The organism is Colwellia sp. E2M01, assembly GCF_018860585.1.
Lineage (GTDB): Bacteria > Pseudomonadota > Gammaproteobacteria > Enterobacterales > Alteromonadaceae > Colwellia.
Genome location: NZ_JAHKPR010000090.1, coordinates 1 through 16,989, shown reverse-complemented (window position 1 = coordinate 16,989; position 16,989 = coordinate 1). Strand labels below are relative to the sequence as shown.

Sequence of the window (16,989 nt, the reverse complement as noted above, 5' to 3'; positions counted from 1 at the left end):
TTTTATGGAGGGAATTTTAGTCATCAAAGTTAGGCAAAATACCACTGCGACTATGTTCAAATACCAGTGAGGTTTCTACAGTAGTTACTTCATCACGTGAAGTTATTTTTTCAAATACAAACTGACGTAAGTGTTCACTATCTTTAACCGACATATGAATATAATAATCATAACTACCACCCATGTGATATAGGTTAAGTATTTCAGGAAATTGTAGTAAATCATCTCTAAACTGGTTTACTATTTCTTCAGAGTAGGGTTGCAGTCTAATGGCTGCTATTGCTTCAATGTTACCGCCAATAGTCTTTAGGTTTACATCAATCAATGAGCCTTTTATCACGCCGCTTTGTTTTAATCTTTTTACTCGCTCTAAGCAGGTGGATGGTGCAATACCAATTTGGGCAGCAAGGTCTTTGTTGGTTATATCGGCATCGTCATATAGCAATGTTAATATTTGCAGATCTATATTATCGAGTTTTTTCATTGGTTAAATTTAAACTTTACGATTGTAGTGATAAGAATAATACATGAAATTGAAGTGTTATAACTAGTCTTACAGTAAGCTGACAATTATATGAACTTTTGGTTTATATTTGTTATCTAGCTAACAGCATCTATATTGATTTAACGCATGTAAAGTATAATTACAAATTATAGACATTGAAAAGAATAATACAGTAAAATTGTAACTAATTTGTATGTTATAATATGCTATTAAATACATGAATCACCACGTGAAATATCATTTACAGTCGTACTAATTCGACTTTATTAAGACATTATTAAAAAGGTTTACTCTATGACTTTGCTTTGGATACCCTTGTTATCCTTACTTGGCAGTATTATTTCTTCAATGACGGGTAAATTATCGCGTAATCAGTCGACTACGTTGTCATTAATTATGCCTATTATCGCTTTATTCATGTGTGTCAATATGGCTCCTGCGGTATTTGCTGGTGAAGAAATACGTGAAACCATATCTTGGCTTCCGTTGTTAGGTATTAATATTGCTTTTCGTTTAGATGGCTTAGCACTTCTCTTTGTTTTTATGATTTTAGCAATTGGCATTTTAGTTATCTTTTATGCACGCTATTACCTAAGTAAAAATGACTCCATGCCAAAGCTTTACTCTTATTTAATGTTATTTATGACGGCAATGCTGGGTATTGTTATGTCAAATAATGTTATTCAGCTCTGGTTTTTTTGGGAGCTAACCAGTATTAGCTCGTTTTTGTTAATTAGTTATTGGTGGTATAAGTCTGAAGCGCGTAAAGGCGCATTAATGGCATTAACCATTACTGGTGGTGGTGGTTTAGCTTTACTAGCGGGTTTACTGATATTAGGAAATATTGTTGGTAGTTATAATCTGGATATTATTTTAGCTAGTAAAGAAGTTATTCAAGCAAGCCAGTGGTACGAAGTTAGCCTCATTTTAATTCTCCTTGGTGCCTTCACCAAGTCAGCCCAGTTTCCATTTCACTTTTGGTTGCCGCATGCGATGGCAGCGCCAACACCGGTTAGTGCTTATCTTCATTCTGCGACTATGGTAAAAGCGGGGATTTTTTTATTAGCACGTTTTTATCCTGTATTAGCGGGCACAGATCTTTGGTTCTTTATTGTCAGTATTACCGGTTTAACCACCTTATTATTTGGCGCTTATGTCGCATTATTTAAACATGATTTAAAAGGCTTATTAGCTTATTCAACAATTAGTCACTTAGGTTTGATTACTTTATTATTTGGTCTAAATACCGATTTAGCGACTGTCGCGGCTATCTTCCATATTATCAATCACGCAACTTTTAAAGCTTCATTATTTATGGCGACGGGGATTATCGATCACGAAACAGGTACGCGTGATATGCGGAAAATTAATGGCATGTGGAAGTTTATGCCATATACCGCAACTCTTGCCATGGTTGCTGCAGCATCAATGGCTGGTGTACCTCTGTTAAATGGTTTCTTGTCAAAAGAGATGTTTTTTGCTGAAACACTACACCAACAATTACTTGGCTCTTTATCTTGGGTTATTCCTGTGCTCGCTACTGTAGCTGCGGCTTTTTCTGTAGCGTACTCTGCACGATTTATTCATGATGTGTTCTTTAATGGTGACCCTATTGATTTACCAAAACAGCCACATGAGCCACCACGTTATATGCGAGTGCCAATTGAAATATTAGTCGCCTTGTGTTTAATCGTCGGAATTTTTCCAAATTTTGTTGTTGATGATATTTTAGTTTCAGCATCTCATGCAGTGCTTGGCGGTTATGTACCTGAGTTCAAAGTTGCCTTATGGCATGGTTTTAATTTGCCATTATTAATGAGTGCTTTTGCGGTAATGGGCGGTATTTTAATATATACACAACGCCGTTATTTATTCTTATTCCAAGCGTCATTACCGACGGTAAATGCTAAAAAATCTTTTGATAATGCTATCTATGTTTTAATTAAATGGAGTCAACAAAAGATAAACGCAATAGAAAATGGCTCGTTACAACGTTATTTAATGCTAATGTTTTTGGTGGTATTACTCGCTGCTGGTTGGCCATTATTTGAGATGAATAAATTAGTGGGTGCAAAAGAGCTTACTCCTATCGGTTTACATAATGCGCTTGGTGCTGCTTTATTAATGATTGGGGCAATTAGTACGGTTATTTGGTATCGCACGCGTATGGTTTCTTTATTGATGATTTCCGTTGTTGGCTTAATGGTATCAGTTGCTTTTACGCGTTTTTCTGCGCCAGATTTAGCCTTAACGCAATTAACTGTTGAAGTGGTTACCATTGTTTTATTGATGCTCGCGTTATTTTTCTTACCGCAACACTCGCCGAGAGAGTCTAGCTCGATGCGTATTCTACGTGACTTAGGTATTTCTTCAGCTTTAGGTATTGTTATCGGCAGTATTTGTTATGCAATCATTACTCGTCCATTTGAATCTATTTCAGACTTTTTTGTCGCTAATTCAAAAACTGGAGGCGGTGGCACAAACGTGGTTAACGTTATTTTGGTTGATTTCCGCGGTTTTGATACTTTGGGTGAAATTTGTGTATTAGGTATTGCTGCGTTAGGTATTTATAAATTGTTAGGTAATTTACCTTTATTTATGCCGGGTAGTGATAGCGAAGGACGACCTTGGGCGAAAGAGCGTTACCCTGTTTTATTAGCAAGTATATCGCAGTCGTTATTACCGTTAGCGTTATTAGTTTCTTTTTATATTTTCTTACGCGGACACAACTTACCAGGTGGTGGTTTTATTGCTGGTCTAATTACCGCGATTGCTTTTATTTTGCAATATATTGCTCACGGCTCTAATTGGATAGCAGTACGCTTAACCATTAATTATCGTAAAATTATAGGCTCAGGTTTGGCTATTGCTTTATTCACTGGTATTGGCAGTTGGTTCTTCGATAAGCCATTTATGACGACATGGTTTGATTATTTCGATATTCCTTTTATTGGTGAAATTGAACTGGCAAGTGCCTTATTATTTGATTTAGGCGTTTATATTACAGTGGTTGGAGCAACCTTAATGATTTTAGCTAGCCTTGGTGAATTAACCGCTAATACCCCTAAAGAAGAGGTAAATATTTAATGGAATTACTCTATGCAGCCTGTGTGGGGCTTTTAGTCTTTTGTGGTGTGTTTTTAATATTAAGGTCGAGAACATTCCCTGTTGTTTTAGGGTTAACCATGCTTTCTTATGCGGTTAACTTGTTTTTATTTGCATCAGGGCGACTTAGTTTGAACAGCGCGGTAATATTGGGTGAAAGTACCAAATATGCCGATCCATTGCCGCAAGCTTTTGTTTTAACCGCTATTGTTATTGGTTTTGCAATGACGGCTTTTGTGGTTATTTTATCTATTAGAGGGCGAGCTGACTTAGGTAATGATCATGTTAATGGTCACGTTCCAGAAAATATTAAAAAGGGTAGAGTATGATCCAGCATTTAACCTCTTTACCTGTGTTATTACCCATGTTGACAGGTATTATTTTATTAATGCCGCCGTGTGGTAAAAACAAAGCCATTAGAAGAATAGCCTCGGTTACTTTAGGGTTTATCACTTTCTTTGTTTCTTTAGCTTTATTGTTTAGCGTTCAAACTGACGGTATGCAAGTTTATGCCATTGGTAACTGGAGTGCTCCGTTTGGTATTGTTTTAGTTGCCGATCCATTATCGACGTTATTGGTGTGTTTGTCAGCATTACTTGGCGCTGTTTGTGTGTTATATGCCACTGCTGGCGATGATGAAAAAGGTAGCTTTTTTCACCCGCTTGTTCATTTTTTAATTTTTGGTGTCAATGGTGCTTTTTTAACAGGCGATGCTTTCAACCTGTTTGTATTTTTTGAAGTATTGTTGATTTCCTCATACGCTTTATTAATGCACGGTGGAGATAAAAAAAATACACGAGCAGCGTTGCAATATGTGATCATGAACCTTGTTGGCTCAGCGGTATTTTTGATTGCTTTAGGCATTTTATACGGTGTATTAGGTACGCTGAATATGGCCGATATGGCACAGAAAGTCGCGTTATTACAAGGTGATGATGTATACCTTGCTAAAATTGGTGGTTTGTTACTTATTGTTGTTTTTGCATTAAAAGGCGCCTTGTTACCTTTACATTTATGGTTACCTAATACCTATGCTACGGCAATGCCTATTGTGGCGGCATTATTTGCCATTATGACCAAGGTAGGGGTTTACTCTATGATGCGAGTTTATACCTTTATTTTTGGAGAAGAAGCTGGCCAATTAACACATATGGCACAAAACTGGTTGTGGTGGTTAGCGGTGGCAACAATTGCTATGGGGGCATTAGGGGTTTTAGCGAGTCAAGATTTAAGAAAGCTCGTCGCTAATTTAGTTATTGTTTCTGTAGGAACTCTAGTGGCTTTAGTGACAGTGCAAACGGTAGAAGCCAGTTCGGTGGCTATTTATTATTTAGTACACTCTACACTGGTTACTGCTGCACTATTTATTTTGGCTGATTTAATCGGGCATCAACGCGGCAAGGTGGCTGATCGTATTACCGCGGGAACTCCGGTTTCGCAACCGATGTTACTCGGTATTTGCTTTTTAATTGCTGCCGTTGCGGTTATAGGTATGCCACCATTGTCTGGCTTTATTGCAAAAATTTGGTTACTTAAAGCAACTTGGGAAACTGAATATGGCGTAATATTTTGGACGCTTTATTTATTAGCGAGTTTAGCTGTTTTATTTGCGGTAGCTAAAGCGGGTAGTACTTTGTTTTGGCAGCATAAAGCTACGACAAATAAGCATAAGATTTCTGAACATAAGTTAGCCGAAAAAGCTCAGCAAGAAGGTGTTCATCCAGCGCAGTTAGCCGCTTTACTTATTTTAATTGCAGGAGCACCTTTAATGAGTGTTTTTGCAGGACCATTAAGCGAATACGCTGTTGGTGCGGCAACTGATCTTCATAATTTTAATAACAATATTAATATCATTCTTTTAGGAGGTAAGTAATGCGCTTAGAAAGTCGGTTTAAGTGGTTACCTGCACCTATATTAAGTATTTTATTATTTTTGGTGTGGTTGTTTCTAAATAATAGTATGTCCAATGGGCATTTATTATTGGCTGCAATTTTAGCCATTTTTATTCCTTTGGCAACTAGTCCATTTAGAACAAAGCAACCGTTAGTAATTAAATATGGGCTGGCATTTCGTCACTTGTTGTTAGTGTTATATGACATTATTACCGCAAACTTTCAGGTAGCGGTATTAATTCTTGGACCTACTAAAAAGTTAACGCCGGGCTTTGTTAAAGTACCTTTAGACTTAACTCATAGCATGCCCATTACTATCTTAGCGAGTACGGTATCATTAACACCGGGAACGGTTAGTGCGGAGGTATACCCTTGGCGAGAAGATTTTAAAAAAGACGAAGATCTTGAACAACGATTTTTATTAATTCATGTATTAGATTTAAAAGATGAACAAGCATTAATTGATACGATAAAAACACGTTATGAAGCGCCTCTTAAGGAGATATTTCAATGTTAGATACAGTGATTTTAATTGTCTTTGCGATGATAGGTATATCATTGTTATTAAATGTGTGGCGTTTATTAGTGGGACCATCAGTACCGGATAGAATACTTGCCCTTGATACCATGTACATAAATAGTATCGCTTTAATTATTTTATACGGTATTAACATGGGCACAGAATTATACTTTGAAGCCGCATTACTAATCGCAATGCTAGGCTTTGTAAGTACCGTTGCTGTATGTAAATACTTGTTACGTGGCGATATTATAGAATAGGGTGAGTGTTATGTCAGAATGGATTATTTCAATATTATTGCTAATTGGTGGCGCTTTTGTGCTTATTGGCTCTATTGGTTTAGTAAAAATGCCTGATTTTTTTATGAGATTACATGGCCCTACTAAAGCAACAACATTAGGCATGGCATCTTTATTAATTGCTGCCATGGTTTTCTTTAGTACTACCCAAGATAGTTTAAGTGTGAAAGAAATACTTATATCAATATTTTTATTACTTACCGCGCCTATTAGTGGTTATATTATGATCAAGTCAGCTATACATCATAAATTAGAAAGTATTGAACGCACCAAAGGAAAACAAAATATTGAAGATGATATTTAAATCAAAAATAAAGTAGTTGCTGCGTCAACTGTAGCTTTAATATTTTGCAATAAACTATTTTGCAAGAAACAAGGTAAAATGGCGCTGTAACAAGCGCCATTTTTGGTTACAATAGCCCACTTTTTTTATCACCCTTTAACATTCCAGCTTGTTTATGACTTATCAGTATCAAGATCTTATTACCTTGTTTAATCGTTGTTTTAGTGAAAGCTTTAATACGCGTTTAATTAAAGGCGGTGATGAGCCAATATATACTCCTGCGGGTAATGATTGTACTTATCACCAAGTTGTTTTTGCTCATGGTTATTATGCTAGTGCTTTTCACGAAATTGCGCACTGGTGTCATGCTGGCGAAAAAAGACGCTTATTAGAAGATTACGGTTATTGGTATGAGCCTGATGGCAGAAATGAACAACAGCAAGCACAATTTGAACAAGTTGAAATTATTCCACAAGCGATAGAATGGGCATTTAATGCTGCAGCGCAAAAAGAGTTTAATGTTTCATCCGATAATTTAGATGGTTTTCAAGCCGATACTGAAAAGTTTAAAGCGAAAGTATTTCAGCAAGTTGAAGTTTTTTTAGAACAAGGCTTTCCACCTAGAGCCACACAATTTATTAACGCTTTAGCTGCGTTTTATAATACGCCATTACCGTTAACACTTGATAGTTTCTCTAAAACTAAAACTAAAACTATAAATAAAGAAGAACAATATGTTTAAACTAGGTTTAGTTATTAATCCTATTGCTGGTGTTGGTGGTAGTGTAGCCTTAAAAGGTAGTGATGATATGTTAACCCAGGCGTTAACATTAGGTGCTGAGCTAAAAGCTAATGCTCGTACGCAAACCGCTTTAAACATTTTATTACCCTATAAAGACGAAATCACCGTTTATACCGTTAACAAGCAAATGGGAGAGCAAGCAGCGAAAAGCTTAGGCTTTAACGTTGAGTTAGTTTATCAAACAACTTCAGATGACACCCAGCCAGAAGATACTGAGCAAGCGATAAAAGCTTTACTTGCCAAACAAGTTGATATTATTTTATTTGCGGGCGGAGACGGTACCGCACGTAATATTGCTAAAGCTGTTAATTTACACACCGAACAAAGTAATGTAGCACAAGTACCTGTGTTAGGTATTCCTGCAGGTTGTAAAATTCATTCAGGTGTTTATGGCATTACGCCTATTGCAGCAGGGCGCGTGGTTGAGTTGATGGTAACCAAACAATTAGTCACCTTAACCGATGGTGATGTGATGGATATTGACGAAACATTATTTCGACAAGGGGTTGTTAAAGCCAAACGTTTTGGAGAGATGCAAATCCCCAGCGAACTAAGGTATGTACAAGCGGTTAAATCTGGCGGTAAAGAGTCTGACGAATTAGTTTTACAAGATATTAGCGCCGATATCATTTCTATTATGCAAGATAACGATAAAGCATTGTTTATTATTGGCTCGGGCTCTACCACTGACTTTTTGATGCAAGAGTTAGGGTTAGATAATACTTTATTAGGAGTAGACTTAGTAAAAGATCAAAGCTTGCTCGCTAATGATATGACCGAAGCGCAACTATGGCTGCAACTTAACTCTGCCGAACAAGCCAACGTAACCTTAGTGGTTACCTTAATTGGTGGGCAAGGGCATATATTCGGTCGTGGTAATCAGCAGCTAAGCCCGAGAGTAATACGTTATATTTTGCAACAACCAGGTGGTAAAGATAATATTAAAATTATTGCCACCAAAACTAAACTCGCCGAGTTATCGAATAAACCATTAATTTGTGACACGGGAGATAGCGAATTAGATCAGTTATTGTCAGGTTTTATGGCAATAACCACAGGTTACAAAGATCAGGTGCTTTACCACGTTGCTAGCCCGCAGTAGAATACGCACAAGTAATGTAAAGAATGTAAGTAATACTAACCGCTCATTAATTTTTAAGTGAAAACTATGTCAAATAACTCAGCTACACCTACCCAAGTGCCATCAAATAATCTATTAAACACTCCTGCAGATATATATCAGCATTTAGATGGTTTATTTGATCAAGACTCTGATAGCGATACGCTATTTGCGGGTGGGTATATTCGAGGCATTTTCTCTTTAGTTGCCACTGACTTTGGTGATGAAAGTCAATTGCTTTCATCTGAGTTATGTACCGAAGTAACACAAAAAATTAGCTTGGCTAAAAGTGAATTATCGCCACAAGACTTCGCTATTGTGACTAACTTTTGGTTACAGCTACAAACGAAAATAGCACTAGAAAATTAATAATATAAAGTTCAAGTTAATCCTGAGGCAACTTTAATATAATTTTTAAGATAAGACTCAAAGCTTAACCACAATCTACATGGTTTATTCGACATTAACTTTTCTTTTTATAATATCTCGAACAATAAATCGATTCGGACTTAAATTAAAAAGCATATTGTTATCCATCGGATAAGGTGTATTACATAAATCTGCGGCTAAAATATCTGCTGCTAAAGGCGCTGAGCATAAACCTCTGGCGCCAAGCCCTAACAATACATACAAGTTATCAATACAAGGCGCTGCTTGTTTGTACTTCCAATTTTTATCTTTTGCTAAATGACTATAACTTTCTTTATGTGCACTAATATCTGGAACTGCGCCTACTAAAGGTAAATGATCTTGCGACATACAACGCAACCTAGCTTTACTTGCTGAAATATCTTCAGTCTGCCAATTAATACGCTCAGCTAGATCAGGTAAACACTTAGCTAACGTGGTTAAGTTATATTGATTATCGGCGTCATTAGTAGTGATATCAGTATCATTTTTTTGAAATGTTGCGCCAATACAATGAATGCCATTACTTTCTGGGGTCAGGTAACCTTTGTGGCATATTACCGTAGCAAGTTTGTTAATCGCGCTATTGCTTTTCATACTGGTAATTTGCCCACGGGTAGGCGTTATCGGTAATGCTTTTAGTTGCTCAATTTCAATCGAGTCTGCGCCAGCGCAAAGGACTAAAACATCAGCAGTAAACTCTCCTTGGTTGCTCGATAAACGCCAGGTATGTTCATTATTAGCAGCACTGGCTACTTGTTTAATTTTAGTGACATGGGTATCGGTGAACACTCTTAAATGGTTAGTTGCTTGCGCGGCTGCAAATATTTTTTTAACTAAATCAGGTGGTGATACCCAACCTGCATTTGGCATAAATAAACCCCCGTAAGGTAAGCTTATATTAGCGAGATCTGTTGCTTGTTTGGCATTTACGCCATGAATAAGCTCTTTGGGCCATGTATTAAGTTGTTCAAAAGTACATTGCCTTTTTACTAATGCATCCTTGTACGAAACTTCTAATAAGCCACACCACTGATGTTCAAAGGTAAATCCTGTATCGTTAATTTCATCGTATAATTCTCTAGCACGCCAAAAGGCTTGTTGATAAAAAGCACTGATATCATCACTTTGTTGATGCAGTAAAGGAAATAATGCGCCAATAGCATTACTTGACCCCCCTTGCGCTAAGGTGCTGTCTTTACAATATAAGGTGACCTTTATGCCTTGTTTCGTTAGCGCATAAACGGCGCAAGCTGAAGCTATACCGCCACCAATAATTGTTACGTGTTGCGGCTTTATAATTCGTGGTCTTAATTGATAACCTTTGTTAGTTAAGGGGTTACTTTGCATAATTCCGAAAAACATTTCTTTCTTTTTACCATGAGTTAACTGTTTTTCAAGGCGAAAGCCTATTTTTCGTAATTGCCTTTTTACCAAGCCGGCCACAGTAAAAGTTGTTAGACTGGCTTGCTCTTTAGATAATCTACCTATTTCAGCAAAAAGCGCTTCACTCCACATATCAGGGTTTTTAGCGGGTGAAAAGCCATCTAAATACCAAGCATCAACTACACCTTTTTTTGTTGATTTAATAGAAGATAAACCGTTGGCAGCGTCATCAAAAATTAGGGTAAGTTGTACTTTATCGTCTAAAAAGCGGGTCGTAAATTGTTTGTCAGCATTAAGAGTGATTTGCTTTAAGTCTTCGGGATAAGCCTCGGTTAACGCAAAAGCGAATTCTTGTAGTTGTGGCAATATTGATAAGGATTTTATTAATTGTGCTTTTGATAACGGATATTTCTCAACACTAATAAAATGTAGGGGAGCCAGTTGGCTATTAGAAGCTTGTTGTGCGGCTTGGTATGCTTGTAATGTTAATAAAAAATTTAAGCCAGTACCAAAACCTGTTTCAGCAATGGTGAATGTATTTTTTACCTTTTGTAACCGTGACTTAATGTCATTTTTTTGAATAAAAACTAAATCACTTTGTGCATAACCTGATTCACTATCAAAATAAATATCATCAAAGCGCTCGCAGTAGGGAGCCCCATCTTTTTGATAAGATAATTGACTGGTATTGTTACATTTATCTGTGTCATTCATAGAAATATTTATGTGCTACCACTGAATTTGCTAGAGCTGAGAAGTATATCCGTAGTATTTTACGTGAAAAATATATATTTTGATCAGAAAATTTCTAAAGATTCATTAAATTGTCATAGATATATTAAAGTGGATCACTTATTATAGAGTACAAGTGTACGCTGGTTTTCTTCGTAAAACTCTTACTAAGAACTTACTAAGAAATAGGTAAATAATTTTAACCAGTTTAATGGCTATTATCGCGGTAGATTGAAAGTCAATCCCTCGATATAATAGCGCAAAATTTTATAATTATAGATGGTTAGTTAAATGAAACGTGTCGTAATAACAGGCTTAGGTATTGTCTCAAGTATTGGTAATAACGCTGATGAAGTTTTAGCTTCATTAAAAGCAGGTAAATCAGGTATATCTCGTGCAGAAAGCTTCGCAGAGCAAGGCTTGCGCAGCCAAGTTTGGGGTAAACCTACACTTGAAACTAAAGATCATATTGACCGTAAAGCGATTCGTTTTATGGGTGATGCAGCAGGTTATGCATACGTTGCTATGGATCAAGCGATTAAAGATGCTAAATTAACTGAAGAACAAATTTCAAATGTTCGTACTGGTATTGTTGCTGGATCTGGTGGTGCATCTTCAGAAAATATTGTAGCTTCTACTGATACATTACGTGAGCGTGGTATTCGTCGTGTAGGTCCTTATGCTGTTCCTAAAACTATGGGTAGTACAGTATCAGCTTGTTTAGCAACACCATTTAAAATTAAAGGTGTTAACTATTCTATTAGCTCTGCTTGTGCAACTAGTGCGCATTGTATTGGTAATGCGATGGAGCTTATTCAACTTGGTAAACAAGATGTTGTTTTTGCTGGTGGTGGTGAAGAAGTTCATTGGTCATTGGCTATGATGTTTGACGGCATGGGCGCATTATCTGCGGGTCGTAACGATACACCAGAGCTTGCTTCACGTACTTATGATGCTGACCGTGACGGTTTTGTTATCTCAGGTGGTGGCGGTATGGTTGTAGTTGAAGAACTAGAACATGCACTTGCTCGTGGCGCGCATATCTATGCTGAATTAGTTGGCTATGGCGCAACCTCTGATGGTTACGACATGGTTGCTCCAAGTGGTGAAGGTGCAGTTCGTTGTATGCAACAAGCTATGCAAGGTGTAGAAGGTAAAGTTGATTACTTAAACACACACGGTACTTCTACACCTGTTGGCGATGTTAAAGAGTTAGGCGCTATTCAAGAATTATTTGGCGAAGACTCACCAGCAATTAGTGCAACTAAAGCTATGACAGGTCACGCGTTAGGTGCTGCAGGTGTTCATGAAGCTATTTACTCAATTTTGATGATGGAAAACAGCTTTGTTGCCCCATCAATTAATGTTGAAAATTTAGATGAACAAGCACAAGGCTTAGACATTGTTACTGAAAAGCGCGATGTTGAATTAGACTTAATTATGTCTAATAGCTTCGGTTTTGGTGGTACAAACGCTACCTTAGTCATGAAAAAATATAAATAACTACTTATATTTATTAAAGAAAAATAGCATTTAGTTATTTTTCTTTATGAGTAGTGTAAAAACCACATTAAATTACTTTAATGTGGTTTTTTATTGTCTGAATTTGCAATCTAAATACCCATCATTTGCCTAAAGCATAGCGTTATTGTCCTTAATAAAGGTATAATTACGCGCTTTAATATTTGCAGCCAAAAATTTACAGATAAAAGTTAGCCTTAATGAAAATATATTTTGATGAGAACATGCCTTTTGCTAAAGAGTTTTTTAGCGAACTCTGTCAACTGAATGTCGATGGCGATAACGTTGAGGAACTAGTTCCTTTTTCTGGGAGAACATTAACAGCAGAGCAGGTTGCTGATGCTGATGTGCTTTTAGTACGTTCAATAACACAGGTGAACGAACAGTTACTTCATTTAAATAGTAAATTGAAGTTTGTAGGTAGTGCCACTATTGGTACAGATCATATTGATTTAGACTACCTTGCAAGTCGTAAAGTAGCCTTTCATTCCGCGCCAGGTTGTAATGCAGTATCGGTTGCTGAATATGTTTTAAGTGCGTTAGTTGTTTTGGCTGAGCGTTACTTAATTAACTTGTCTGAATTGACGGTTGGTATTGTTGGTGGCGGTAACACGGGTACAAGGCTTAGTGAAAAGTTACAGGCGTTAGGTATTCAGTATAAAATATGCGATCCTTTACTCGCCCAAAAACAAGCTGAAGCTAGCAATACCGATAAACGTGAATACGTTTCGTTGTCTGAAATATTAAGCTGTGATGTTATCTCCTTACATGTACCTAAAGTGGTAGGCGGAGAGCACGCAACAAATAAATTATTAAATGCTGATAACTTAGCTTTATTGCGAGATGATCAAATATTGATCAGTGCTTGTCGTGGCGATGTTATTGATAACCATGCGTTATTGGCGTTAAAAGAGTCAGGCCATGGTTTAAAGGTTGTACTTGATGTGTGGCAAGGTGAGCCAAACGTACTTGAAGCGTTAATTCCTTATACTGAAATAGCGACGGCACATATTGCTGGTTATAGCTTAGAAGGAAAAGCTCGTGGTAGTGAAATGCTCTATCAGGCATTATGTCAGCAGTTAAGTATTGAACCTAAACACAAGCTGAAAAAATTTCTTCCTCCGGCGAATATTGCTGCGGTAGAAGTTAATGCCGAGTTTGACCAAATACTACTAAACCAGCTTGTTAAAATGGTTTACGATGTAAGAAGAGACGATGCTATATTTCGTCAACAATTATTTACTCAAGGCTTTGATAGCTTACGTAAGAATTACCCTGTTCGTAGGGAGTTCTCAGCTGTCGAAGTAACTTTATTATACAATGACCATAGTGGTGTGCCACATCGCTTAGGTTTTAGTAAAAAATCCAACTAGAAGAGAGAGGATCATGGCACAGAAATTTGACGTATGTATACTTGGCGCAACTGGATTAGTTGGCAAAACAATTATGGAAATCTTAGAAGAAAGAGATTTCCCAATTAATAAGCTTTATCCATTAGCAAGTGCTCGTTCAGCTGGCGAAATTATTGAATTTAAAGGCGAAAGTATTGAAGTGCTTAACGCTGATGAATTCGACTTTAGCCAAGCTCAAATCGGCTTTTTCTCAGCTGGCGGTTCTATTTCAGCTAAATTTGCACCAATTGCAGGTGAAGCTGGTTGTATCGTTATTGATAACACTTCAGAGTTCCGTTACGAAGAAGATATTCCATTAGTTGTACCTGAAGTAAACCCAGGCGCATTAGCTGAGTACCGCAACCGTAACATTATTGCTAACCCTAACTGTTCTACAATTCAAATGTTAGTGGCATTGAAACCAATTCAAGACGCTGTAGGTATTGATCGTATTAACGTTTGTACTTATCAATCAGTTTCTGGTGGCGGTAAAGAGTCAATGGACGAATTAGCAAAACAAACTGCTGATTTATTACAAGGTAAGCCAGTTGAGAGTGTAAACTTCTCACGTCAAATCGCTTTCAATGTAATACCGCAAATTGATGTATTCCTTGATAATGGTTACACCAAAGAAGAAATGAAAATGGTGTGGGAAACAAAGAAAATCTTCGGCGACGAAAATGTATTAGTTAACCCTACTGCTGTTCGTGTACCTGTTTTCTTCGGTCATGCTGAAGCATTACATATTGAAACACGTAGCCAAATTTCTGTTGATGAAGTTAAAGCATTATTAAAAGACGCTCCAGGCGTTGTTTTATGTGAAAACGATGCTGACTTCCCGACGCAAATTGGTGAAGCAAGCGGTAAAGATGAAACATTTGTTGGTCGTATTCGTGAAGACATCAGTCATCCAAACGGCATCAACTTGTGGATTGTTGCGGATAACATTCGTAAAGGTGCGGCAACAAATAGCGTACAAATTGCAGAATTACTTATTAAAGATCATTTAAGTTAATTGATACTTTTTTAAGGTAAATAAAATACTTAAAAACATTTAGAAAGTATTTTAGAATTTATTAAACTCGCCGTTAACTGTAGCAATATAGATAACGGCGAGTTTTTTTTATCCAATTACAGCCTAGTTAAAATCAATATTAGGCTTTAAAGTAAACAGGCTTTACGGACTACTAATCATTAATAGAACACGTATAAAAAGCGAGACTTCTTCGCTTAATTTGCTATTATCTTGTTAGTTAATGCTTTTTTGGAATAAACATTGCATTTTATCTAATAGGAAGCTTTATCTCAAAAGAGTGAAGTAATATGATATTTTTTTGGCGCTAAACCTATTTTTTAGGCCATTATTTACATTAGTCAGTTAAATTAGATACTTAAATTCGACATATAAATTAGGACATCCCGATGCAAAAATTATTACGCCTGTGCCTGTGGCAGGCTATTATTCTCAGCATACTAACCGTTCATTTTCCAAGCTATGCTGAAGAAGAGCGTGGCATTCGCATGCTCGGTCCTAAAAATACTGATGTGTCTTCTTATGATAGATACGGACCTATACTGTCATCAGATACTTTATGGAATATTGCAACCCGAGTACGCCCCAATGCTCGCGTAACTATTTATCAGGTAATGCACGCCTTATATATAGAAAACCCACAGGGTTTTTTAGACAATAATATTAATCACTTAGTTGAAGGACAATATTTAAAAATACCCTCGCTTAATGAAATGACCTCAGTAAGTGCCGATGAAGCTAAAGCTAACTTTCAAAAGGCCAGTAAGGTTTTAAGTAAACCAGCCCAAGCAAAAAAAGTCGTACCCACAGTACCTAGTGTTAAAAAAGAAGATTTAGACAGCGTTAAGGTTGAAATTAATGACCAAATGCAAAAGTTTGACGGTGAGCAGCAAAAACGTCTAGAAGTTATTCAAAATGATATAACCGATTCAATTGACGGCTTACAAACTATTTTAAAAGAGAATGATGATTTACGTCAGCGTCTGAGCACTTTTAGCGACAAACTTGGCGTAATGCAAGAAGAAGTGGCAAAAGGCAAAGAGATCAAATTGCAAATGGACGATATGATCAAATTGCAACAAGCCTTATTAGCCAAAGCTGAAGCGAGAGAAAAAGAATTATTACTAGAAAAGCAATTAGCTGAATTGTCTAAGCAAGATATCACCTCACAATGGTGGTTTATTATGCTTATGGCCACACTACCCGCGGCTCTTGTTTTAGGGTTATTAGCCTTTTTATTTAAGCGAAGAAAACAAGCTTCTGATGAAGTTTTCTTTAGTGAACTAGAGAATAAAGAGTCGGCGCCTAAAGCCCCTGCTGAAACAGCGGTAAAAGAATCTAAAGCCGATGATGAATTAGATTTATCACTTGATGACGATTTAGATCTATCCTTGGATGATGAGCTTGACTTATCCCTTGATGATGAACTTGATGTGTCACTTGACGGTGATCTTGATCTATCGATTGAGGATGAATTATCTGTTGATGATGATGTCATTCATTTAGATGACGATGACGACTTAGATGATCTTGATGACTTAGATGATCTTGACGATATATTACTCGATGATGATTCTGACAGCGCACTGCCAGACGTTAGTGATGCAGAAGATGATGAACTCAATTCTTTATTATCAGGCCTAGATGATGAACCTGTTAAAACTGCTGATCCAGTTGATGAAGAACTTGAAAACGGAGAATTAAGTCAAGATGATTTAGATTCGTTGTTATCTGATTTAGATGATGAAATTGAATTAACAGAAGAACAAGAGAGTGAAGAACTTGAAGGCGGCGAATTAAATCAGGATGATTTAAATGATCTTTTAAACGGCTTGAATGATGATGACTCTGAAGATACTGATGAAATAACAGCTGAAACAGTTAAGCCAGCTGAAGCAGAGCCAGAAGCTGACATAACAGATCCAGATGACATTGATGCCTTGCTTGACTCAGTAAGCAATGAGTCAGTAAACGATGACTCAGCAAATGATG

At 36.9% G+C, this 16,989-nt stretch carries 15 protein-coding genes; 13 read left to right on the top strand and 2 right to left on the bottom strand.

Translation table 11 applies throughout. The annotated features are described in order from the left end of the window. Positions 1-16 precede the first annotated feature (16 nt). Positions 17-484, bottom strand: a complete 468-nt coding sequence (locus KO502_RS16905; protein WP_216023752.1) for an Lrp/AsnC family transcriptional regulator — start codon at positions 482-484, stop codon at positions 17-19. 315 nt (positions 485-799) lie between these two features. On the opposite strand from KO502_RS16905, the gene KO502_RS16900 reads away from it, so the two are divergent. The 9 genes from KO502_RS16900 (at position 800) to KO502_RS16860 (ending at position 8,895) form a co-directional block, all read left to right on the top strand. Then, the gene (locus KO502_RS16900; protein WP_216023751.1) at positions 800-3,592 is read left to right on the top strand and encodes a monovalent cation/H+ antiporter subunit A; all 2,793 of its coding nucleotides are present in this window, start codon (positions 800-802) and stop codon (positions 3,590-3,592) included. After that, a complete protein-coding gene (locus tag KO502_RS16895) occupies positions 3,592-3,939 on the top strand; it encodes a Na+/H+ antiporter subunit C (protein WP_216023750.1) in 348 nt (115 codons plus the stop codon). The genes KO502_RS16900 and KO502_RS16895 overlap by 1 nt, the downstream gene beginning before the upstream one ends. Further along, positions 3,936-5,483 carry a monovalent cation/H+ antiporter subunit D gene (locus KO502_RS16890; protein ID WP_216023749.1) on the top strand — a complete coding sequence of 516 codons (1,548 nt, stop codon included), beginning with the start codon at positions 3,936-3,938 and terminating at the stop codon, positions 5,481-5,483. Before KO502_RS16895 ends, KO502_RS16890 begins: the two co-directional genes overlap by 4 nt. Then, complete coding sequence (locus KO502_RS16885) at positions 5,483-6,019, top strand: Na+/H+ antiporter subunit E (protein ID WP_216023748.1); 537 nt, start codon at positions 5,483-5,485, stop codon at positions 6,017-6,019. Before KO502_RS16890 ends, KO502_RS16885 begins: the two co-directional genes overlap by 1 nt. Then, entirely contained in the window at positions 6,013-6,282 is a 270-nt protein-coding gene (locus KO502_RS16880) for a K+/H+ antiporter subunit F (RefSeq protein WP_216023747.1), read from the top strand. Before KO502_RS16885 ends, KO502_RS16880 begins: the two co-directional genes overlap by 7 nt. A gap of 10 nt (positions 6,283-6,292) precedes the next feature. Next, positions 6,293-6,625 (top strand): Na+/H+ antiporter subunit G, encoded by a 333-nt coding sequence (locus KO502_RS16875; RefSeq protein ID WP_216023746.1) that lies wholly within the window; start codon positions 6,293-6,295, stop codon positions 6,623-6,625. Between the two features lie 154 nt (positions 6,626-6,779). Next, positions 6,780-7,346 (top strand): elongation factor P hydroxylase, encoded by a 567-nt coding sequence (locus KO502_RS16870; RefSeq protein WP_289846799.1) that lies wholly within the window; start codon positions 6,780-6,782, stop codon positions 7,344-7,346. Then, the gene (locus KO502_RS16865) at positions 7,339-8,508 is read left to right on the top strand and encodes an ATP-NAD kinase family protein (protein WP_216023744.1); all 1,170 of its coding nucleotides are present in this window, start codon (positions 7,339-7,341) and stop codon (positions 8,506-8,508) included. Before KO502_RS16870 ends, KO502_RS16865 begins: the two co-directional genes overlap by 8 nt. Positions 8,509-8,574: 66 nt before the next feature. After that, the gene (locus KO502_RS16860) at positions 8,575-8,895 is read left to right on the top strand and encodes a YfcL family protein (RefSeq protein WP_216023743.1); all 321 of its coding nucleotides are present in this window, start codon (positions 8,575-8,577) and stop codon (positions 8,893-8,895) included. A gap of 84 nt (positions 8,896-8,979) precedes the next feature. Here the strand turns inward: KO502_RS16860 and mnmC are convergent, their stop codons facing one another. After that, a complete protein-coding gene (mnmC, locus tag KO502_RS16855) occupies positions 8,980-11,034 on the bottom strand; it encodes a bifunctional tRNA (5-methylaminomethyl-2-thiouridine)(34)-methyltransferase MnmD/FAD-dependent 5-carboxymethylaminomethyl-2-thiouridine(34) oxidoreductase MnmC (RefSeq protein WP_216023742.1) in 2,055 nt (684 codons plus the stop codon). Between the two features lie 309 nt (positions 11,035-11,343). Here mnmC and fabB point away from each other — a divergent pair, with 309 nt between their 5' ends. From fabB to KO502_RS16835, 4 genes are all read left to right on the top strand, one after another. After that, a complete protein-coding gene (fabB, locus tag KO502_RS16850) occupies positions 11,344-12,555 on the top strand; it encodes a beta-ketoacyl-ACP synthase I (RefSeq protein ID WP_216023741.1) in 1,212 nt (403 codons plus the stop codon). Positions 12,556-12,773: 218 nt separating this feature from the next. Next, on the top strand, positions 12,774-13,946 hold the full coding sequence (locus KO502_RS16845) for a 4-phosphoerythronate dehydrogenase (RefSeq protein ID WP_216023740.1): 1,173 nt from the start codon (positions 12,774-12,776) through the stop codon (positions 13,944-13,946). Between the two features lie 13 nt (positions 13,947-13,959). Next, positions 13,960-14,979: an aspartate-semialdehyde dehydrogenase gene (locus KO502_RS16840; protein WP_216023739.1), complete on the top strand. Its 1,020-nt coding sequence runs from the start codon at positions 13,960-13,962 to the stop codon at positions 14,977-14,979. 407 nt (positions 14,980-15,386) lie between these two features. Beyond that, on the top strand, positions 15,387-16,989 hold a 1,603-nt coding region (locus KO502_RS16835), incomplete at its 3' end, for a FimV/HubP family polar landmark protein (RefSeq protein WP_289846798.1).

Coding starts and splice junctions, on each gene's coding strand:
- KO502_RS16905 (WP_216023752.1), bottom strand. CDS start 484: ATGAAAAAACTCGATAATATAGATCTGCAAATATTAACATTGCTATAT.
- KO502_RS16900 (WP_216023751.1), top strand. CDS start 800: ATGACTTTGCTTTGGATACCCTTGTTATCCTTACTTGGCAGTATTATT.
- KO502_RS16895 (WP_216023750.1), top strand. CDS start 3,592: ATGGAATTACTCTATGCAGCCTGTGTGGGGCTTTTAGTCTTTTGTGGT.
- KO502_RS16890 (WP_216023749.1), top strand. CDS start 3,936: ATGATCCAGCATTTAACCTCTTTACCTGTGTTATTACCCATGTTGACA.
- KO502_RS16885 (WP_216023748.1), top strand. CDS start 5,483: ATGCGCTTAGAAAGTCGGTTTAAGTGGTTACCTGCACCTATATTAAGT.
- KO502_RS16880 (WP_216023747.1), top strand. CDS start 6,013: ATGTTAGATACAGTGATTTTAATTGTCTTTGCGATGATAGGTATATCA.
- KO502_RS16875 (WP_216023746.1), top strand. CDS start 6,293: ATGTCAGAATGGATTATTTCAATATTATTGCTAATTGGTGGCGCTTTT.
- KO502_RS16870 (WP_289846799.1), top strand. CDS start 6,780: ATGACTTATCAGTATCAAGATCTTATTACCTTGTTTAATCGTTGTTTT.
- KO502_RS16865 (WP_216023744.1), top strand. CDS start 7,339: ATGTTTAAACTAGGTTTAGTTATTAATCCTATTGCTGGTGTTGGTGGT.
- KO502_RS16860 (WP_216023743.1), top strand. CDS start 8,575: ATGTCAAATAACTCAGCTACACCTACCCAAGTGCCATCAAATAATCTA.
- mnmC (WP_216023742.1), bottom strand. CDS start 11,034: ATGAATGACACAGATAAATGTAACAATACCAGTCAATTATCTTATCAA.
- fabB (WP_216023741.1), top strand. CDS start 11,344: ATGAAACGTGTCGTAATAACAGGCTTAGGTATTGTCTCAAGTATTGGT.
- KO502_RS16845 (WP_216023740.1), top strand. CDS start 12,774: ATGAAAATATATTTTGATGAGAACATGCCTTTTGCTAAAGAGTTTTTT.
- KO502_RS16840 (WP_216023739.1), top strand. CDS start 13,960: ATGGCACAGAAATTTGACGTATGTATACTTGGCGCAACTGGATTAGTT.